Annotated in this window: 18 protein-coding genes; 12 read left to right on the top strand and 6 right to left on the bottom strand. The window is 64.1% G+C overall.

Annotated elements, in window-relative coordinates:
- The 7 genes from CD04_RS22070 to CD04_RS0115000 all read left to right on the top strand — a co-directional run bounded on the left by CD04_RS22070 (window position 1) and on the right by CD04_RS0115000 (window position 7238).
- A complete protein-coding gene (locus CD04_RS22070) occupies window positions 1–690 on the top strand; it encodes a hypothetical protein (RefSeq protein ID WP_051849322.1) in 690 nt (229 codons plus the stop codon).
- 64 nt (window positions 691–754) lie between these two features.
- Window positions 755–2122 carry an AMP-binding protein gene (locus CD04_RS22075; protein ID WP_369792844.1) on the top strand — a complete coding sequence of 456 codons (1368 nt, stop codon included), beginning with the start codon at window positions 755–757 and terminating at the stop codon, window positions 2120–2122.
- A complete protein-coding gene (locus CD04_RS25340) occupies window positions 2112–2423 on the top strand; it encodes a hypothetical protein (protein ID WP_038168444.1) in 312 nt (103 codons plus the stop codon). The genes CD04_RS22075 and CD04_RS25340 overlap by 11 nt, the downstream gene beginning before the upstream one ends.
- Window positions 2420–3430 carry an acyl-CoA synthetase gene (locus CD04_RS0114985; protein ID WP_051849323.1) on the top strand — a complete coding sequence of 337 codons (1011 nt, stop codon included), beginning with the start codon at window positions 2420–2422 and terminating at the stop codon, window positions 3428–3430. The genes CD04_RS25340 and CD04_RS0114985 overlap by 4 nt, the downstream gene beginning before the upstream one ends.
- Entirely contained in the window at window positions 3427–4023 is a 597-nt protein-coding gene (locus CD04_RS0114990) for a LolA-related protein (RefSeq protein ID WP_031408195.1), read from the top strand. Before CD04_RS0114985 ends, CD04_RS0114990 begins: the two co-directional genes overlap by 4 nt.
- Entirely contained in the window at window positions 4020–6386 is a 2367-nt protein-coding gene (locus tag CD04_RS0114995; protein WP_031408197.1) for an MMPL family transporter, read from the top strand. The genes CD04_RS0114990 and CD04_RS0114995 overlap by 4 nt, the downstream gene beginning before the upstream one ends.
- Before the next feature lie 12 nt (window positions 6387–6398).
- On the top strand, window positions 6399–7238 hold the full coding sequence (locus tag CD04_RS0115000) for a polysaccharide deacetylase family protein (protein WP_081858040.1): 840 nt from the start codon (window positions 6399–6401) through the stop codon (window positions 7236–7238).
- On the opposite strand, the gene CD04_RS0115005 is transcribed toward CD04_RS0115000, so the two are convergent.
- Entirely contained in the window at window positions 7217–7498 is a 282-nt protein-coding gene (locus CD04_RS0115005) for a hypothetical protein (protein WP_231480656.1), read from the bottom strand. The genes CD04_RS0115000 and CD04_RS0115005 overlap by 22 nt on opposite strands.
- Before the next feature lie 179 nt (window positions 7499–7677).
- On the opposite strand from CD04_RS0115005, the gene CD04_RS0115010 reads away from it, so the two are divergent.
- The 4 genes from CD04_RS0115010 (at window position 7678) to fabG (ending at window position 11144) form a co-directional block, all read left to right on the top strand.
- The gene (locus tag CD04_RS0115010; protein ID WP_031408203.1) at window positions 7678–8904 is read left to right on the top strand and encodes a beta-ketoacyl-[acyl-carrier-protein] synthase family protein; all 1227 of its coding nucleotides are present in this window, start codon (window positions 7678–7680) and stop codon (window positions 8902–8904) included.
- A gap of 145 nt (window positions 8905–9049) precedes the next feature.
- On the top strand, window positions 9050–9886 hold the full coding sequence (locus tag CD04_RS0115015) for a beta-ketoacyl synthase chain length factor (RefSeq protein ID WP_031408205.1): 837 nt from the start codon (window positions 9050–9052) through the stop codon (window positions 9884–9886).
- Window positions 9880–10404, top strand: a complete 525-nt coding sequence (locus CD04_RS0115020) for a hypothetical protein (protein ID WP_031408206.1) — start codon at window positions 9880–9882, stop codon at window positions 10402–10404. The genes CD04_RS0115015 and CD04_RS0115020 overlap by 7 nt, the downstream gene beginning before the upstream one ends.
- Complete coding sequence (fabG, locus tag CD04_RS0115025) at window positions 10401–11144, top strand: 3-oxoacyl-ACP reductase FabG (protein WP_031408208.1); 744 nt, start codon at window positions 10401–10403, stop codon at window positions 11142–11144. Before CD04_RS0115020 ends, fabG begins: the two co-directional genes overlap by 4 nt.
- A 96-nt stretch (window positions 11145–11240) precedes the next feature.
- Here the strand turns inward: fabG and CD04_RS0115030 are convergent, their stop codons facing one another.
- Genes CD04_RS0115030 through CD04_RS0115040 form a run of 3 tightly spaced genes read right to left on the bottom strand, consistent with a single transcriptional unit; the run spans window position 11241 to window position 13669 of the window.
- Window positions 11241–12038, bottom strand: coding sequence for a glycosyltransferase family 2 protein (locus CD04_RS0115030; protein ID WP_051849324.1), 798 nt, complete (start codon window positions 12036–12038; stop codon window positions 11241–11243).
- Window positions 12031–12837 carry a 1-acyl-sn-glycerol-3-phosphate acyltransferase gene (locus CD04_RS0115035; RefSeq protein ID WP_031408212.1) on the bottom strand — a complete coding sequence of 269 codons (807 nt, stop codon included), beginning with the start codon at window positions 12835–12837 and terminating at the stop codon, window positions 12031–12033. Before CD04_RS0115035 ends, CD04_RS0115030 begins: the two co-directional genes overlap by 8 nt.
- Window positions 12830–13669: a MipA/OmpV family protein gene (locus CD04_RS0115040; RefSeq protein WP_031408214.1), complete on the bottom strand. Its 840-nt coding sequence runs from the start codon at window positions 13667–13669 to the stop codon at window positions 12830–12832. The genes CD04_RS0115035 and CD04_RS0115040 overlap by 8 nt, the downstream gene beginning before the upstream one ends.
- 375 nt (window positions 13670–14044) lie before the next feature.
- Between CD04_RS0115040 and CD04_RS0115045 the strand changes: the two genes are divergently transcribed.
- A complete protein-coding gene (locus CD04_RS0115045; RefSeq protein ID WP_051849325.1) occupies window positions 14045–15088 on the top strand; it encodes an RNA-guided endonuclease TnpB family protein in 1044 nt (347 codons plus the stop codon).
- A 585-nt stretch (window positions 15089–15673) separates the two neighbouring features.
- Here CD04_RS0115045 and CD04_RS0115055 read toward each other — a convergent pair.
- The gene (locus CD04_RS0115055; protein ID WP_051849500.1) at window positions 15674–16981 is read right to left on the bottom strand and encodes an NAD(P)/FAD-dependent oxidoreductase; all 1308 of its coding nucleotides are present in this window, start codon (window positions 16979–16981) and stop codon (window positions 15674–15676) included.
- A 38-nt stretch (window positions 16982–17019) separates the two neighbouring features.
- Complete coding sequence (locus tag CD04_RS0115060; protein ID WP_031408220.1) at window positions 17020–18510, bottom strand: helicase HerA-like domain-containing protein; 1491 nt, start codon at window positions 18508–18510, stop codon at window positions 17020–17022.
- Window positions 18511–18629 lie beyond the last annotated feature (119 nt).

Genomic DNA, 18629 nt, shown 5'->3' on the forward strand with positions numbered 1-18629 from the left:
ATGCGCTGGCGCGCTGTCATGCAAGGCGCCTTCATCGCCGCAGCAAGCGTGATCTATGCGGCGGCAAGCTATATTTGCGCCCGGTCGGCCCGCCCCACCCTGCTGGGTGCTGGACTCGCTTACGCGCCCTTGTTGTTGGGCGGCGCGTGGATGGCCCGGAAGTCGCTGCGTCGCATCCGTGCCCTTGCTTTCGTGGTGCTTGCGGCGCTGGTCCTGTGGTTTGCTCGCGATGGACTCCTCCAACACTACCGTTGGGGCTACCTGGTCCAAAGCGCCGGACCGATGACCCTGCTTGCCCTCCTCTTTGGCGGCAGCCTGCGGCGTGGCCATGTGGCCCTGATCACGCAACTTGCGCTCTTGGCGCACGATGGCCACATTTCCGTGCGCACATCGCGCTACACACATGGTCTGACATGGGCCTGGACTGTCTTTTTTGCCGTCATGGCGTTGGTGTCAACCGCCCTGTTTCTCATGGCCGCGCCAGCGGTATGGTCCTTGTTCGCCAACGTGCTGGTCGCGCCGCTTGTGGCCGCCATGTTCGTCGGCGAGTACGCCGTGCGGGTTCTGGCGCTTCCCGCGCACGAGCGCACCGGCCCCCTGCAGGCCGTGGCGGCCTTCATGCGCTATCGCAGACATGGCAGTGCCCCAACCGTGCCGTTACAGCCAGCCATCGGTCCGCAGACGCGCTGACCTGCGTTTTTCCACCCACGCACCCAAGCGTCGCAAGGCCTTGTGTGCCCCATCTTCGATTCTGATGCAACTGCCGCTCGTCTCCTGGCTGTCCACCGACGACATACTGGCTTGGCGCGACGGCCAGGCCGTGAAAGTGCGCGACTTCCTGCTTGACGTGCAATCCCTTGCAAGCCGCCTTCCGGCGAACGGCCATGTCCTCAACGTCTGCAAAGACCGCTACCGCTTTCTGGTGGGGTTCGGCGCCTCGGTCACCGCCGGCAAAATCAGCCTCCTGCCGTCAACACGCACGCCCGAATCGATCCGTCAGCTGCACAACCTTGCCCCCGATGCGTTCTGCCTGAGCGACCATGACGATGGCATCCAACTGCCGCGGGTCGCGTACGCCGATCGCGGCGCCGGTTGCGGAGTGACTGCCATGGTGAACATGCCGCACATCGAAGCCGACCGTGTGGTCGCGCACGTCTTCACCTCCGGATCCACCGCAGCCCCGGTGCCCCATCCAAAGACCTGGGGATCGCTTGCTGAGTGCGTGCAGGCCGGCGCCTTGCGCCTGGGCCTTCGCGACGGCCGCGCCCATGCTCTGGTGGGCACGGTTCCCCCTCAGCACATGTACGGTTTCGAGTCGACAGCGCTCATTGCACTGCATGGTTGCGTGGCCATGAGCGCCGAGCAGCCGTTCTATCCAGCCGATGTTGCCGCCGCACTAACGCGTATCCGCGCTCCGCGAATGCTGGTCACATCGCCCGTGCATCTGCGCGCACTGCTTGCGGCCCATGTGCACATCCCCCCCTTGAGCTTGGTTTTGTCAGCCACAGCCCCGCTGCCACGGGATCTGGCACAACAGGCCGAGAGCCACCTGAACGCCCCTCTTGTGGAGATCTACGGCTCCACCGAAACCGGTCAGATCGCCACCCGCCGCACGGCGCGCACCGACGTCTGGGAACTTTTCCCCAGTGTGCGCCTGGAGCCCGAACCGGACGGCCACGTACGAGTCACGGGTGGACATCTCGCCCAAGCACAGGTGCTGCACGACGTCATTGAAATCGTCGACGATCGGCGTTTTCTCTTGCACGGACGTGGCGCCGACATGATCAACATCGCCGGCAAGCGCAGCTCTCTGGCTCACCTCAACCATCAACTCACCAGCATCCCCGGTGTGCAAGACGGCGCGTTCTTCATGCCCGACGCTGGCGCGGGCGGGTCCGTCGCCCGACTGATGGCCTTCGTCGTCGCTCCCGCGATTGATCCCGCCGTAGTGCGCGACGCGCTGCGCGAACGCCTTGACCCGGCATTCATGCCGCGACCGCTGGTTTTTGTCGACACCTTGCCGCGCAATGCGACGGGCAAACTCCCTCGCGCCGCTTTGTCCGCGTTGGCCACACGTGCACCTGCACGACATCTCATCGACGATGACAGCCATGCCGACTGAATTGCTGACAGCACCGCCTGCCGAGCACCCTGTTTATGCGGGACACTTTCCCGGCAGTCCCATCACGCCGGGAGCAATGCTGCTCGACAGTGTCGTGCATGCCGTGTGCCTAGGCTGCGGCCTTGAAGAAAGCGCGTGGGACGTTGCATCGGTGAAGTTTTTCTCGCCCGTGGTACCCGGCGAGACGCTGGAACTGCGTCAAGACAGCGCGAGCTCGGGGCTCGTGACATTCAGCCTGCACGCCGGCACGCGTGTGGTCGCCCGCGGCCGCCTGCGCGTGGCCGATGGATCCGTTCGATGAGCACGCGCTTACCTCCACCCTCTGGGGAACAAGCTGGTGCCGCGCCAGGGCCACCCCCCGTTTCCGCGCCCGGCCGGCAGGCTCAATGGGTACAGAACCCCGAACGCAGCAACATGCTGATGCTGCGCATCATGACCTGGATTTCTCTGCGATTGGGGCGACGCGCGGCACGTGTCGTTCTGTCTGGCATCGCCGCGTACTTCCTGGTGTTCGCCCCCGCGGCGAGACGGGCTTCACGCCAATACCTCGCGCGTGCGCTCGGGCGTGCACCAGGCATAGGCGACAGTTTCCGCCAGTTTTTCAGCTTTGCCTCGACCATTCACGACCGGGTCTATCTGCTCAATGGTCGTCTCGACCTCTTCAGCATCCGTGTGCATGGGCAGGAGGTCATCGAGGCGGCACTGAACCGTGGTAAAGGCGTGTTCATGGTCGGGGCTCATTTCGGCAGTTTTGAGGTCCTGCGTGCCATTTCACACCAGCGCCCGGGCCTGCGTGTGTGCATGCTGATGTACGAGGGCAACGCGCGCAAGATCAATGCCGCCCTCAAGGCGATCAATCCCCTGGCCGAACATGACGTCATTGCGCTCGGCCACCCCGAGTCGATGCTTCGCCTGCGCGATGCACTCGATGATGGCGCAATCATCGGCATACTGGCCGACCGCTCGCTGCACGACGACGAAACCGTGTGCGTACCCTTCCTCGGCGAGCCCGCACGCTGGCCCGCTGGCCCCTGGCGCATCGCCGCTCTTCTGCGCAAACCTGTCGTCATGGCTCTCGGCGTCTACGGTGGAGGGAATCGCTACGACGTGCATTTCGAATCCTTAGCCGACTTCTCCAACACAGACCGGCGAGCCCGCAGCGAGGCCGAGCATGCAGCGCTTGCGACGTATGTACAACGCCTGCAGGCCCATTGCGAGCGCGAGCCCGACAACTGGTTCAATTTTTTCGACTTCTGGAGCGGCAGTGCGCAACCATCAGCGCCCCCCGCAAAGCCCGAAACGCCATGAAACTGCTATCCCTACTTAGCGTTTGCCTCCGCGCCGGCCTGGCTGGCGCAGCACTGTTGTGGGCGATTGGTGGACTGGCCGCCGGGTGGAATCTGCAGACGCTGATGCAGGCACTGGTCCAGCATCATGGTGGCCGCGCCGATTTCACGGAGACCAAGACCCTCGCCATGCTGAACAAGCCCATCGAGTCATCTGGCGAATTGCGATTCGCGGCACCGGACTTCCTGCAGGTGCGCACGCTCAAGCCCAGGCGGCAGACCTTGACCCTGATGGGCAATCAGCTCACGATGGAAGCAAGCGGACACTCGCAGCAGTTCGACCTGCGTGAACATCCCGACGTCGCCACCCTCATCGACGGCATCCGCGCCACACTCAACGGCGACCTTGACTCCCTGCAACGCCACTACGACCTGACCCTGGATGGCCAGGCCGCGCAATGGACCCTCACCCTGGTTCCGCGCGACGTCAAGGCGCATGAGCACATCAGTGACATCCGCATCAGCGGGATTGAAGGCATCGTGCAAACGGTCACCGTGGAGCAGGCCGACGGTGACCGCTCCGTCATGCACATCCACCCTGCCGCTTCGCCATGAACCGGCGCGCGGCTGTCCCCGTGCTGCTGTGGCTGGCCGTGCTGCTGGCCTGCGCGGTCGTCATCGTCAAGAGTCGATTCGCTGCGGACATGTCGGCCTTCCTGCCGCAGGCGCCCACGGCCCAGGAGCGTATCCTGGTGGACCAACTTCGCCGCGGCCTGGTCTCACGGCTCATCCTCGTCGGCATTGACGGGTCTGACGCCGCGACACGCGCTGATCTGTCGAAGTCGATGGCTGCACGCCTGCGCGCGGATCCCGCCTTCGTCGCCGTGGAGAACGGCCAACCCCTGAACGCACAACGCGACGAGCAATTGCTGTTCCAGTACCGTTACGTGTTGTCGCCCAATACTGCGTCTCAGTTCAGCGTCCAGGGGCTGCACCGCGGCATTACCAACAGTATCGATCGCCTGGCCTCGCCCATGGGGCAAAGCCTCAAAGCGCTTCTCCCCACGGACCCCACCGGCGCGCTGCTGGCCCTCGTGCAGGGTCTTTCGCCGGGCCAGGGGCCCAAGCGAGACCACGGCGTATGGGCCGCAGCTGGGGCGCCGCGCGCCTTGTTGCTGGTGCAAACCCGGGCGCAGGGCACCGACACCGATGCCATGCAAGAAGCCATGACGACCATCCGCGACGACTTCGCCAAGGCGCAGCGTCAGGGCGGTGCAGACGCGCGGCAGGCCACGCTGGTGATGAGCGGCCCGGGAGTGTTCGCTGTGCAGTCGCGAGCGCTGATCAAGCGCGCGGTGGAGCGCGTTTCGCTCCTCGGCGCCGTGCTCATCGTCGGCTTGTTGCTGCTCGTCTATCGTTCGCCGACGGTCTTGGCATTGGGTCTGCTCCCGGTGCTGTCGGGGGTGCTGGCCGGCATCGCCGCCGTCAGCCTTGGCTTCGGCGCGGTGCAGGGCGTGACCCTGGGTTTTGGCACAACGCTCATGGGCGAGGCGGTGGACTACGCGATCTACCTCTTTGTGCAGTCCACTCAGCCCTCCGTCGCCGATCGTACCCTCTGGCTTCAGAGCTTCTGGCCCACCATCCGTTTGGGCATGCTGACTTCGGTGTTTGGCTTTGCCACGCTGCTGATGTCGGGCTTCCCCGGTCTGGCTCAGCTTGGCCTGTATTCCATCGCGGGTCTGCTCGCCGCAGCGCTCGTCACGCGCTTTGTGCTGCCGCAATTGATGCCTGCGCGCCTGTCGATGCGCGAGCTCGCCCCGTTCGGCGCGTACCTGACAGCGCGGCTGCCAGGGCTGCGGCGCCTGCGCTGGTTGCTTGGCGTCACCGTGGTGATTGCCTGCGGCGTGCTCATCGTGCAACGCGATGCCCTGTGGAATACGCAACTCGCCGCGCTCAGCCCCGTGACCCCTGATGCACTGAAGCTGGATGCTCAGCTGCGCCGCCAGCTCGGCGCGCCCGATGCAGGCAACCTTGTGGTCGTCCAAGGTAGCAGTTCAGAAGCTGCGCTGACTGCGGCCGAGGCCCTGGGCCCGCGCCTGCAAAATCTGGTGGCCCGCGGCGTCATCACCGGCTTCGACAGCCCAGACCGGTACCTTCCGAGTGCAGCCACCCAGCGCCGCCGTCTTGCAGCGCTGCCCGATGCGGAAGTTCTGCAGCGCAGGCTGGAGCAGGCCATCGTCGGGCTGCCGGTCAGCGCCCGATTGTTCGCGCCATTTGTGCACGATGTGCAGGCTGCACGCGCGCAGGGCCTGCTCACGCGTAGGCAGCTGGCGCAGACCTCCTTTGCGCTGGCCCTCGATGGCATGCTGCTTCGCCAGACGGATGGACGCTGGCTGGCCGTGCTGCCGCTGCATGCCCAGGCCAACCGGAGCATCGATGGCGCGCAGGTGCGCGCTGCATTGGCTGGCACTCCAGCCAGCTACATCAACCTTGGCCAGCTCAGCAACAGCCTCTACGACAACTACCTGCACACTGCAGCCTGGCTATCGCTGACGGGCCTGGCGTGCATTGCTGCACTGCTCGTGGTCAGCCTGCGCTCCGCATCTCGCACGCTACGCGTGCTTGCTCCCCTCCTGAGCGCGGTACTTGTAGTCGGCGCCGGGCTGCTGCTGGGTGGACAGCAACTGACTTTGCTGCACCTCATTGGCCTCATGCTCATCGTCGCAGTCGGCTCGAACTACGCGCTGTTTTTCGATCAGGGCGCGCAACATGGCGGCATTGCGCCGCGCACGCTGGCCTCGCTCCTGGTTGCCAATCTCACCACTGTGCTCGGCTTCGGGCCGTTGGCCTTGTCCGGCGTGCCTGTTCTGCAAGCCCTGGGGATGACGGTAGGCCCCGGCGTGCTGCTGGCCCTGGTGTTTTCCGCCATACTGTCGGCCTCACCGTCCACCCCCACGCGGCCACCGGCTGCCGTCTAAGAGCAAACCCGCATGCCAGTGTCCAGCCCCGCACCTCAGCCGGCGACCGGCGCCGGCTGGCGGCCCGCGCCGCTCGTCGCGGGGTCCCTAATCCTGCACCCGCTCGTGCTCGGCGCCGTGGTCGTTCAGCCCACCCTATGGCCCTGGGGGCTGAGTATCCTGGCGGTCAACCACATGGTGCTCGCCGGCGCCGGGCTGTGGCCGCGCAGCAAACTTCTCGGCACCAACCACACACGTCTGCCCGACACAGCCGTGGCGCGCGGCGAAATCGCGCTGACGATCGATGACGGGCCCAACCCGCTCGTGACGCCAGGCGTGCTTGACATCCTTGACGCGCACAACGCCAAGGCCACATTTTTTTGCATCGGCGAGCGCGCCAGTGCCCACCCGGACTTGTGCCGTGACATCGTGCGGCGCGGCCACGCCGTGGAAAATCACAGTCACAGTCACCGCCACAGCTTCTCGTTGTCCGGTCCTCGCCGCATTCTCCGCGAGTTGCAGGCCGCCCAGGCCACGCTGGCTGGCATCACCGGACAGCCACCGGCCTTCTTCCGCGCTCCAGCCGGGCTGCGCAACCCCTTCCTCGACCTGGTTCTCAGCCGCCTCGGCCTTCAGCTGGCGAGCTGGACGCGGCGCGGCTTTGATACGCGCGAACGTGATCCAATGAGGGTTCTGCATCGCCTGCGGCATGGCATGCGCGCGGGCGATATCCTGCTGCTGCACGATGGCCATGCCGCGCGCACCGCATCGGGGCAACCCGTCATTCTCGAAGTGCTGCCTGGCCTGTTGGACTCCATCGCTAGCCTCGGGCTGCGCCCCGTCACCTTGCGTCAAGCCTTTTCATGCGCGTAAATCGATCCCTTTCCTATCCGCCCAGCGCCGGCCCTGCGTTCAATCGCATTGGCTTGCGCTTGGCTCGGCGCGTCGTCAGGTTTAGCCACCCAGGCAAGCTGGTCTTCGGCAGCCTGCGGCACGGCGGTCATCTTGTTCTCCAACCACCCATCCGAGGGCTGCTCTGCGCCCAGCGCCCCATGATCTCCCAAATGCCGCCCCCAAGGCGACTGCGCAGCGAAGGCGCCTTCGCCATATTGCATGAGTCTGCCGCTTTGCACGGTATTGAACTTCCTCGCATGGGCGACACGGAGCGCGTCCCTCGGGTCGGCCGCGTCAATGCGCCAAGCGCCGCTGTTGTCTTTGTTGCCCGCAAAGACCCGACCGCCACGGCATCTAGCGCCAGACAAGAGCGCGTTGCGCGGCGGCATTGGGCCGCAAGGGCAGAGGTCTGACCGCCATGTCCACCACGACACCGCCGACCATGGCGCTCATGCGCTACACGGTCAGTAGCTGCTTAGGGCATGGGTTGGCGCCCACGCTCGACGCCTTGCTTGGCACGCGCAGCGGGCTGCGCCCCGAAGGCTTCGACCTGTTCGACCTGCCAGCCTGGACCGGCGCCGTGCCAGACGTGGATGCAGTGCGCCTGCCGCAAGCCCTGCAAGATTACGATTGCCGCAACAACCGCTTGGCCGAACTCGGCCTGTATCAAGACGGATTCGCCGCAGCCGTGCAGCAAGCCGCGGCACGCGTGGGTCCGCACCGCGTGGGGGTCTTTATCGGCACCAGCACATCTGGAATTCTGCAGACCGAACGGGCCTACCGTGAGCGCGATGCCACAGGCGCCTTACCCGCCTCCTTCCGCTATGCCGAGACGCACAATCCGTATTCGGTCACTGCCTATGTGCGCGAGCGCCTCGGCCTGCGCGGGCCGGCCTACACGATTTCGTCGGCCTGCTCGTCCAGCGCGAAGGTTTTCGCCACGGCCCAGCGCCTGCTGGCTTGCGGCGCCATCGATGCCGCTGTCGTCGGCGGTGTCGACAGTCTGTGTTTGACCACGCTCTATGGCTTTAACTCACTGCAACTGATGTCCAGCGATCCCTGCCGTCCGTTTGACGCGCAACGCAATGGCTTGTCCATCGGCGAAGCGGCCGCCTTCGCCTTGTTGGAGCGCGTCGCACATCCCGTTGCTCCCGACACCGTATGGCTCCTCGGCGCAGGCGAATCCAGCGATGCCCACCACATGTCATCGCCCCATCCGGACGGGATGGGTGCGCGCATGGCAATGCAGCAGGCGCTTACCCAGGCGCACCTGAATCCCGGCGATATCGACTACATCAACTTGCACGGCACTGCGACAGCCAGCAATGACTTAGCCGAGGGCCGTGCCGTTGCTGCGTTGTTCGGCGCTGAAACGCCGTGTAGCTCAACCAAGGGTGCCACTGGCCATACCTTGGGCGCCGCGGGGGCGGTCGAGGCCGTGTTCTGCGCACTTGCCCTGCGCCATGGTTTCATGCCTGGAAGCGCTGGCACGCAGGTCCTGGACCCGGCAATCACGGCTGCCGCCGGCCCGCTCAATTACCTGCTGCAAACCCGCGCTCAGACACCGCACCGGGTGCTCAGCAACTCCTTCGGATTCGGCGGCACCAATTGCTGCCTGGTGTTCGGCGTGGGGGGACCGGCATGAGCCCCCGCGCGGCTGGGGAAAGGGTCGAACCCTTGCAAAGAATGGAGCAAAACACCGAGGGCCCGAGCGCAAGCCTTCGACATATCTGCTCGGCAGAGCGCGGCCATCTTCTTCACGTGAACCTGCAAAGCGCGAGGCAACTGCAATGAACCACGCCACGACACCCGCCGCCCTGCTTGAGGCATGGGTTGACGGCGTGGGGCTGCTCGGGCCTGGCCTTGCGGGCTGGCCACAGACGAGCTCCGTGCTGCGCGGGCAAGCCGCTTACACCCCGCAAAGGACGATGCTTCCCATGCCGCAAACCTTGCATGCGGCGGAACGGCGACGCGCAGCAGCGGTGGTCAAGCTTGCCTTGGCCGTCGGGCTCGAGGCGGCACAGGCTGCAGGGCTGGATCCGGCACAACTTGCCACGGTGTTCACCTCATCCGGGGGCGACAGTCACAATTGCCATGCCGTTTGTGCAGCTCTGGCGTCGAACGATCGGCTGCTCTCCCCCACGCGCTTTCACAATTCGGTGCACAACGCCGCATCCGGCTACTGGGGCATCGCCACGGGCGCCATGGCGCCTTCGACCGTGCTGTGCGCCTATGACGGTTGTTTTTCTGCCGGCCTGCTGGAGGCGCTCGCCCAGGTGGTATTGACGCAGGCGCCGGTGCTGCTGCTGGCCTACGACACGGACTATCCCGAGCCACTGCTTGCAGTACGCCCCATTCCGGACAGCTTGGGCGTCGCGCTTGTCCTGTCCCCGCATCCGGGTCCGGGTCCGCTAAGTCTCGGCCGCATTGCCATCGATGCGGCGGCGCCATGCAGCGACGCGGCTGCCGATACGCTGGACCTTCCGCTTCTCGAGACCATGCGCCAGACGATACCCGCCGCGCGCGTCCTGCCCCTTCTTCATGCACTGGCCCACCGTGCTGCTGGGTCCGTACACCTGGACTACTTGCCTGGCCAGACGCTGGCTACCGAGATCACGCCATGCTGAACGTTGCCACCTTGCATGGCCAGCAGCTCGACCATGACTGGATCGCTGGGCGCATTCCGCATCAGGGCACGATGTGCCTACTCGATAGGGTGCGCGCATGGGATGCGGGGCATGTTCTGTGCACCGCGCAAAGCCACCGCAGTCCCACCAACCCGCTGCGCCAATACGGCCGACTGGGCGCGGCCTGTGGAATCGAATATGCTGCCCAGGCCATGGCCGTGCATGGTGCGCTTCGTGCGTCCGGTGGGCCGGGTACCGGGCCGCATCCCGGCATGCTGATTAGCGCGCGTGACGTGCGTTGCCATGTGGCGCGACTCGACAACATTGCCATGGAGCTCCTGGTGCGCGCGACCTGCCATGCGGCCGATGCCGACCTGCTGCGCTATACGTTCGAATTGCGCGCCGAAGAACGCGTGCTGATCGAAGGCCAGGCCACGGTCATGCTCGATGTGCATGCACCCAACGTCGACGGACCTGGCCTGACAGCGTCCATCCCCGACGTCTGGACCACATCATGAGCAAACCCGCGTTCGCGCATTCCCGCCGTGCCCTGGTCACGGGCGGTAGCGGAGAGATCGGCGCCGCCATCTGCCGACGCTTGGCTGCTGACGGCTGCCACGTCATCGTGCATGCCAACCGCGGCATCGACCGTGCCGACGCCTTGGCCGCCGCGCTGCGTGAGCAGGGTTGCAGCGCGCAGGCCGTGTGCTTTGACCTCACCGATCCCAACGCCACGGCCGCCGCCATTGCCGACGTCCTTGCGCACGGCCCCATCCAGATTCTTGTAAACAACGCTGGAGTCCACGACGATGCCGTATTTCCTGGCATGAGCGCTGCGCAATGGCAGCATGTGATTGATGTCAGCCTCAACGGCTTTTTCCATGTCACCCAGCCCCTCATGCTCCCCATGATCCGTACCCGCTGGGGCCGCATCCTGAACATCACCTCGGTGGCTGCCATCACTGGCAACCGTGGCCAGGTCAACTATGCCGCGGCCAAAGGCGCGCTGCACGCGGCCACCAAGTCGCTCGCCCTCGAGGTGGCGAGCCGCGGCATCACGGTCAACGCCGTAGCCCCTGGCATCATCGCCACAGCCATGAGCGCCAGTGCTTTCGACACCGAGTCCATCGCGCGCATGGTCCCGATGAAGCGCGCTGGCCGACCCGAGGAGGTAGCCGACTTGGTGGGTTTTCTCGCCTCCGATCATGCCGCGTATATCAGTGGCCAAATCGTGTCCATCAACGGCGGGATCATCTGACATCCCGGGGCGCCCCAACGGATCTCTGCTGCACCTGCGCCGCAGCGCATGTGCGATGAGGCCGCGCGCCGTCTCAGCCATGCAGACCTTGGCGCCTCACCGCATGATCAATCGCCGCCACAGCAACAGCGGAAACCGCAGAAGGAAGCCCATCAAAAGCCGGGTGTGCATCCAGGTGAGAAGCGCGTTGTCGCGCAAATACTTGAAGTGTGAGACCCCGCCCTCCTCGGGGCGCAGGTAGCGCACCGGCGCGGGGAGGTTGATCGCTCGCACGCCGCGCCAACTCAGTCGCACCACAGCCTCAGGATCGAAGTCAAAGCGACGCATCCATGATTGATGGTGCATGATCCGGCGCAGGGGCTCGACCGGATAGACGCGAAACCCGTAGAGCGAATCCCCGATGCCGGCCCACAGAGTCTCCAGATTGGCCCAGGCATTTGATACCTTGCGCCCTTGCACACGCAGATTGGGCGCGCTGGAGTCGAACACCGGCACGCCCAACACCATGGCGTTCGGATGCTCCTGCGACGCGGCCATGAAACTGGCGATCCGGGCAGCGGGGTGCTGCCCGTCGCAGTCCATGGTCAGCGCATGCGTGTAGCCCGCAGCTGCGGCAGCGTCCAGGCCCTGCAGAACGGCGGCGCCCTTGCCTCGATTCCTGGGCAGGATCATCACACGCAACTGGGGATCGCCTGCAGCCAGCGTCTGCAGGCCTTCGGCGGTTCCGTCCGTGCTACCGTCCACGATCACCCAGACCGGCGCCCAGTGCGCGCGCGCCGCACGCACGGTGTCGTAAACCTTGGCGCCCGGGTTGTAGCTGGGAATGAGTACAAGATGCGTGGGCGAAGGTCCCGGCTGCTTGCCTTGCGTTGTCTCCAGCGATGTCTCAGTCATCGTCCTCGGCTCGCGTCGGCGATAAGGGCAGACCTGCGTCAGCCAGCGCACTGTCGAAATAGGCCTCGAGTTCGGCTACGAACTTTTGCACGTCCTGGGGGGCCGCAAACCTGCGCCCCAGGCGAAGGCGATAGGTAACGGGCATTCGAGGATGACGAAACAAGGGCCATCCCTTGGCAAGAAAAGGGGAATCCATCTCGATGAGCACGGTCTGCACCGGAACCTGCGCCTGCTTAGCAATAAGCCCGACGCTTCCGCGCACCGGTCCGATGGGCTGACGTGTGGAGCGCGTGCCCTCGGGAAAGAGAAGAAGGTGGTGGCCTTGGCGCAGGTCAGCCACGGCGAGCGTGATCATGTTGCGCAGTGAATCATTACGGATGTAGCGCGCCAGGCGCGCGCCAGCGCCCAGCGATGGGTTGTCGAGAATGCTTGCCTTCATGATGCACGCCAGTCCTGGCACGCGTGAGATGACAAGCACCGCATCGATCAGCGATGGATGGTTGGGCGCGATGATCATTGGCGGCTGCCCCCGCAATGCGTCCAGCGCCGAAAGATCGAAGCGGCAGGCACCGATGGCTGCGAGCGTGCGGAGGTAAAAGCGAAATGCGTGGTAGACAAGCGAGCGTCCGAGCGCAATCCCGAACCGGCGCGGCAGAATGTAATAAAGCGGCGCTGCAAGCAGCGACCACAGGAAACCCAGAACCCCGAGCATCCCCAGCCCGAAATACAGACGCAACGCATCCCGCACGGTCCGAAGGTATCCCTGCAACGGCATCGCGCGCATCACATCATCATTCATGACTCTCAACCATTTGTGACGATTGCCCCAGGATCCAGGCAATGCCGATACCCGCAGACAAATTGTGCTGCCGTCGCACCAGCGGGCTGTCGGCAAACACCGCACCGGACACATTGTCGTAGCGAGTGAACGCCCCTACCCAGAAGCCGGCGAAACGCTTGCTCAGGGCCAAAGTGAACTGACTGCCAGCATAACCACCGTGTGCGCTGTAGGCGGGCCGAATCGGCGTGGCATCGGATGGTGCCACGCCATAGAGGGTCTGGGTGTAGCTGCGGTCCGCGAAAATGGGTCCGGCCTGCGCTCCGAGGTTCCACCCCTGCATGCCAGCCACGTCGGCCAGGTCCAGATTCAGCACGGGCGCCAGCAGCCACCCGACTTCGCGTGGATGGGACTCTACGGTGAATACCGCGCGCAGCGGAACCCGAAAGTCAAGGCGCATGCCTCGCGCGGAAGACACCCACAAGTGCACCTTCAGCGCCGGGCCGAATTCGACCATGGGCTTGAGGTCGGCCATGCCGCTGCGTGCGCGGTTGTCGGTGCTGTTGACAGGCGGCGAGGCGCCAAGGCTGAGATATCCGTCGGCATGCACGCTGCCAAACAGTCGCGCCTGTACGCCATTGCGGTCAGCTCTGATGATCGGGCCACGGTAGACGAAATAGGGCACGGGCAGGATGTAGGTGTGCTGTTGGTCGGAGCCCACGTAATCGGGGAAGCTCAGCGCCCCGACACCCAGACCTGCCTCCCAGAGCGGCATTTGGGCCGCTTGGGCACACGCCGGCAAAGCGCCCAGTGCCAAACTGGTCAAAGCAGCAAGAATGCGACTATTGAACATGGATTTCGTATCAATATAAAAAGCGCCTCCGCGCACACGGTTGTCTTCCTGTCCCGGCCCGCGCCTCTGGACGAAGGCGCTGCGAACCAGCCTCTCCTTCCCACCTCCGACAAGGGCCATCCAACCCGCAGTGCGCCCGCTTTCTGTTGCGAGTCGCTCACAAGGCCATCGACAGCTAGGCAGTTTGACCACTTCTTGCGCCGGCGCTGCGCACGCTTCTGCGCGACGTTGCGGACGTTTCACATGAGGCTTACGTCGAAACTCTAGCGGGCCGAACGGGCCTTGGCCCAGCAACGATCGAGCGCGGTGATCGCGACATCTTATCCGTCCCCTCGTAAAACTCCGGCGTTCAGGCCTGAGATATAAAAGCGCCTTGTGTTGCTCAAACAAGACGCCGAAAGGGTCTGGTTGAATGAGGTCTCCAGTGTGGCGCTGCAGCAGTCGTTGCGTCACTTGGACAAAGGATTCGCCAATTTCTTCGCAGGACGCGCCAAATATCCGCGGTTCAAGTCCAAGCGTGACAGCGTGCAAGCTGCCAGCTACATGGCCAACGGCTTCACCCTGCGGGATGGCAATCTCACCCTGGCCAAGCACGACGCGCCGCTCGACGTGCGCTGGAGCCGACCACTGCCCGAAGATGTCAAGCCCACGAGTGTTACTGTCACACGCAACGCCGCAGGGCACTACCACGTGTCCATCCTGGTGGACGTCGACGTGCTCCCGCTGCCTGTGACTGAGAAGGTCGTGGGTATCGACATGGGTCTTGCACACCTGGCTGTCACCAGTGACAGACAGGCGATTGATAACCCCAGGCATCTGGCCCGAAAGCTCGCGCGCATTCAGCGCTGGCAACGCAAGCTCGCTCGCAAGCGCGAAGCGGCCAAGGCATCCATGGGCCTCAAGGGCAAGAGCGACCCGAAGGGCACGCGCATCCCGCGCTCGAACAACGCCTGGAAGGTCGCCAGACGCATTGCCAGAATTCACGCGTCGGTGCGAGACGCCCGGCGCGATCATCTACACAAGGTTTCCACCAAGCTCATTCGCGAAAACCAAGCGATCTGCGTGGAAGACCTTGCAGTCTCCAACATGGTGAAGAACCCGAACCTGGCCCGCGCCATTCAAGACGCGGGCTGGCGGGAACTGCGCTCCATGCTGGAGTACAAGGCAGCGCTCTATGCGCGTGCCTTCGAAGTCGTCAACCGATGGCTGCCGACTTCCAGGCGTTGCAGTTGCTGCGACTACACCCTGGAGTCTCTGCCGTTGAGCACGCGCTCTTGGACGTGCCCTGGCTGTGGCGCCGAGCATGACCGAGACGTCAATGCTGCCCGCAACATGCTTGCGGCCGGCATGGCGCAACTTCACAGTACCGCGGGGCTCGCGGGAATTCACGCCTGTCAGGTGCCGAAAGGTGCAACATGAACGCGGCCAGCAAGGACGTTCAGGGCAGGAACCTGGCTTCGCAAGAACTAGGAATCCCCAGCGTTCACGCTGGGGAGGATGTCAACGAACTGGATTGACATCCAGCCATGCAAAGTTTCTCCCGCCGCCTCGCGCCCGCACCCCCTTTTCTTCGCAGCACGCGTGCCGCAAAGGAACAGCGCAATCGCGCAGGACAGCCCAGCGCCTGCACAGCACAGCCGGCGTACGCGGCCCTGGCGGCGCGGCGCATCGCAGCTGGGGTCTTGAGCGCGCGACCCGAGCCTGACCTGGCCTCCATCGTGAGCCATCTGCCAGACGCGATCCCTGCATGGCAACCCTGCCCTCACGGTCCATGGTCACCTCGAGAAACGCTACATCGGCTGTCCTGACGCCGCCCCGATCAACACGGAACGCCCTCGTGCAGTCCAATTGAAAAGAGCGCTTGCCTGGCTGTATGCGCGTGCCATACCGCAAACGCACACGGCCGAACAGGCAACGGCAGTGCAGAATCGGAAGCTGTCGCGCCATAGACCCCGTGCAACAGGTCTTGTCGCCTCCCCAGGCCTTTCCAGCCCGCCGAAACCGTCATCGGTCGCCTGCACCCTTCAACGGCTGCGTGCAAATCTGGCGCCGACGTTGACGCGCTGCCCGCCATGTCCGGCCCGGACGGTGCAATGCAGAGAAGTAGAAGATGACCTTGAACCGGCGAAGAGCGTTCCAGATCGGCGTACTGCCAAAAATGTCACCAGCCAACATCGACAATAGCGCCTCCTTGACCCGCCAGATGTTGCGGGGTTCCATGAACATGTCGCGCATGGTGGGGTGGTTCACGCGGTAGATGAACCAGGAAAACGCATGCGGGCCAAAGCGGATCGCGCGATCGAACCGGAGCAAGGCTTGCTTCGCTCGCGAGGGCTGGCGCAAGCAGGTCTCCACCGTCTCTGCAGCAATAAAGCCGCCTTGCATGGCCAACATCACGCCGGAGGAAAACACCGGGTCGATGAAAGCGTAGGCGTCGCCAATGAGCAGGTAGCCCGCCCCATGTGTGCGTTCGCTGCTGTATGAGAAATTCCCAGTAGCCTCGACTTCGGACACCCGCGTCGCCGCCTTCAGTCGCTCGGACAGTTCGGGGGACATCGCAATGGTGTCGGCAAAGAACTGGTCAAGCGACGTGTCGCGCGTCCTGAGGTAATAGGGCCAGACGACAGCACCCACGCTGGTCGTACCGTCGGCCAGCGGAATAAACCAGAACCAGCCATGATCGAACCAGAAAATCGAGATGTTTCCCTGATCTTTGCCAGCGTGCCATTGCGCCCCGGTGAAATGGGCATAGAGTGCGGCGCTGTTGTGCCTCGGGTTACGACGCTTGAGTTTGAGGCGACTTGCCAAGAAGGTGTCGCGTCCCGAAGCGTCAATGACGTAGCGTGCGCTCCACTCCACTTGGCTTCCGCCCTCGTGCGCGACACTGACGATTGCGCGCTGTGCGTCCGCGGCAAACTGCACGTCGCGCACCTCGCAGCCCTCCATGACCTGTGCGCCCTTTCGTGCGGCGTTGCGAATCAGGATGTGGTCGAACTCCGATCGCCTGACCTGATAAGCCATCGGCATGGACTTGTTCCAGGCGTCGGCGAAGGCATACGTTTGCGATTTCTGCGCGTGCCACGGTGACACAAACTCCGCACCCCATTTTTCCATCGCAATTGCTTGAACTTCGTCGGCCACGCCAAGCCTATCCAGCAAGGGCAGATTGGCTGGAAGCAGGGATTCGCCGATATGAAAGCGCGGGTGCCGGGACTTCTCAATCAGAATCACCTGCAACCCTCGTTCGGCCAACAGGGCCGCGGCAGTCGATCCAGCCGGACCTCCGCCAATGATGAGGGCGTCAACCGACATTTGCGGCAGAGGCTTGCGGCTGCACGGCTGGATATCGGTCAACGCTTGCCACCCAGAAGGCTTCCTAAAACACCGCGGATGAGTTCGCGCCCGACGGTGCTGCCGATACTGCGAGCGGCTGACTTGGCTAGCGCTTCGAGCATCGAGTCCTTGCGGCCAGTGCCACGACCCAGGCTTCCCAGCCCACCAAGCCAGCCATCGGAAGCCTCACTTGGCTTGGGTGCCCGCGCAAGCCCCTGGCTTTCGGCTATGGACACCCGGCCCTTGAGCAATTCATAGGCTGATTCACGGTCCACCGGCTTTTCGTACACCCCCGCAACGAGAGACCCTTGCATCAGGGCACGACGCTCCTCCGGACTGATCGGCCCCATGCGGCTTCCAGGAGCAAGCATCCAAACCCGCTCCGTGGGCGAAGGCCGCCCCTTCTCGTCGAGCAGCGACACCAGCGCTTCACCCACAGCGAGCTCGGTGATGGCCTGGGCGACGTCCAAACCCGGCTTTGGGCGCATGGTTTCAGCCGCCGCTCTCACGGCCTTTTGGTCGCGCGGCGAATAGGCCCGCAGCGCATGCTGAACGCGGTTGCCGAGCTGGCCGAGCACGCGGTCGGGCATATCAAGGGGATTTTGCGTGATGAAAAAAATCCCGACACCCTTGGACCGGATCAGGCGCACGACCTGCTCAATCTTCTCCACGAGCGCCTGCGGGGCGTCCGTGAACAGCAGATGGGCCTCGTCGAAAAAAAACACGAGCTTGGGCTGATTCACATCGCCCACCTCGGGCAAACGCTCAAACAGTTCGGACAGCAGCCAAAGCAGAAATGTGGCATACAGGCGGGGCGACTGGTAAAGCCTTTCAGCAGCCAAGATGTTGATCATTCCACGACCGCTGCCGTCCCTCTGCATCAAGTCGTCGATGTCGAGCATGGGCTCACCGAAAAACTGTTCGGCGTTCTGCGACTGCAGTTGCAACAGGCCACGCTGGATGGCGCCGATGCTCGCGGCGCTGATGTTCCCATACTCCGTCGTGAACCGTGGTGCCTCGTCGCCCACATGCTTGAGCATGGCGCGCAGGTCTTTGAGGTCGAGCAGCAACAAGCCGCCGTCGTCGGCAATCTTGAAGACAAGATTGAGCACTCCGGCCTGCGTCTCATTGAGCTGAAGCAGTCGCGCGAGCAACAGCGGGCCCATATCCGAGATCGTCGCGCGCACCGGGTGACCCAGCTCGCCGAATACGTCCCAGAGTGTCACGGGGAAAGCGCGCCATTGTGGCTCGGGCAAACCCAGGCTTTTCAATCGCGCCTCCAGCTTGGGGGTCGGCAGCCCTGCTTGACTGATTCCCGCGAGATCGCCCTTCACGTCGGCCATGAACACAGGGGTCCCAATGCGAGAAAACGCCTCAGCCAGAACCTGCAGGCTCACCGTCTTGCCACTGCCGGTGGCACCGGTGATGAGGCCATGCCGGTTAGCCATGCTCGGGAGCAATTGGCATTGCACCGTGCCATGCTGTGCAATGAGTATGGGCTCGGCCATGCGCGATGTCTCCCGGTGAGGGCCGTAAAATGGCCCTTAAGACTTAAATTCCCTGGACGGCCAGTCTAACAACGCAAAAATTACCTGTAGAGCCGCCCCGGGTTCGGCGCGCCCTCTTT

Origin of the sequence: Thiomonas sp. FB-Cd (genome assembly GCF_000733775.1) — a bacterium.
In the GTDB taxonomy this organism is placed as follows: Bacteria; Pseudomonadota; Gammaproteobacteria; order Burkholderiales; family Burkholderiaceae_C; genus Thiomonas_A.

Excerpts from the sequence above, each read along its gene's own strand:
- CD04_RS0114990 (WP_031408195.1), top strand. The coding sequence starts at position 3,427 with ATGAAACTGCTATCCCTACTTAGCGTTTGCCTCCGCGCCGGCCTGGCT.
- CD04_RS0115015 (WP_031408205.1), top strand. The coding sequence starts at position 9,050 with ATGAACCACGCCACGACACCCGCCGCCCTGCTTGAGGCATGGGTTGAC.
- CD04_RS0115010 (WP_031408203.1), top strand. The coding sequence starts at position 7,678 with ATGTCCACCACGACACCGCCGACCATGGCGCTCATGCGCTACACGGTC.
- CD04_RS22070 (WP_051849322.1), top strand. The coding sequence starts at position 1 with ATGCGCTGGCGCGCTGTCATGCAAGGCGCCTTCATCGCCGCAGCAAGC.
- CD04_RS0115055 (WP_051849500.1), bottom strand. The coding sequence starts at position 16,981 with ATGTCGGTTGACGCCCTCATCATTGGCGGAGGTCCGGCTGGATCGACT.
- CD04_RS0115030 (WP_051849324.1), bottom strand. The coding sequence starts at position 12,038 with ATGACTGAGACATCGCTGGAGACAACGCAAGGCAAGCAGCCGGGACCT.
- fabG (WP_031408208.1), top strand. The coding sequence starts at position 10,401 with ATGAGCAAACCCGCGTTCGCGCATTCCCGCCGTGCCCTGGTCACGGGC.
- CD04_RS0115020 (WP_031408206.1), top strand. The coding sequence starts at position 9,880 with ATGCTGAACGTTGCCACCTTGCATGGCCAGCAGCTCGACCATGACTGG.
- CD04_RS0115060 (WP_031408220.1), bottom strand. The coding sequence starts at position 18,510 with ATGGCCGAGCCCATACTCATTGCACAGCATGGCACGGTGCAATGCCAA.
- CD04_RS0114985 (WP_051849323.1), top strand. The coding sequence starts at position 2,420 with ATGAGCACGCGCTTACCTCCACCCTCTGGGGAACAAGCTGGTGCCGCG.
- CD04_RS25340 (WP_038168444.1), top strand. The coding sequence starts at position 2,112 with ATGCCGACTGAATTGCTGACAGCACCGCCTGCCGAGCACCCTGTTTAT.
- CD04_RS0115035 (WP_031408212.1), bottom strand. The coding sequence starts at position 12,837 with ATGAATGATGATGTGATGCGCGCGATGCCGTTGCAGGGATACCTTCGG.
- CD04_RS0114995 (WP_031408197.1), top strand. The coding sequence starts at position 4,020 with ATGAACCGGCGCGCGGCTGTCCCCGTGCTGCTGTGGCTGGCCGTGCTG.
- CD04_RS0115040 (WP_031408214.1), bottom strand. The coding sequence starts at position 13,669 with ATGTTCAATAGTCGCATTCTTGCTGCTTTGACCAGTTTGGCACTGGGC.
- CD04_RS0115000 (WP_081858040.1), top strand. The coding sequence starts at position 6,399 with ATGCCAGTGTCCAGCCCCGCACCTCAGCCGGCGACCGGCGCCGGCTGG.
- CD04_RS22075 (WP_369792844.1), top strand. The coding sequence starts at position 755 with ATGCAACTGCCGCTCGTCTCCTGGCTGTCCACCGACGACATACTGGCT.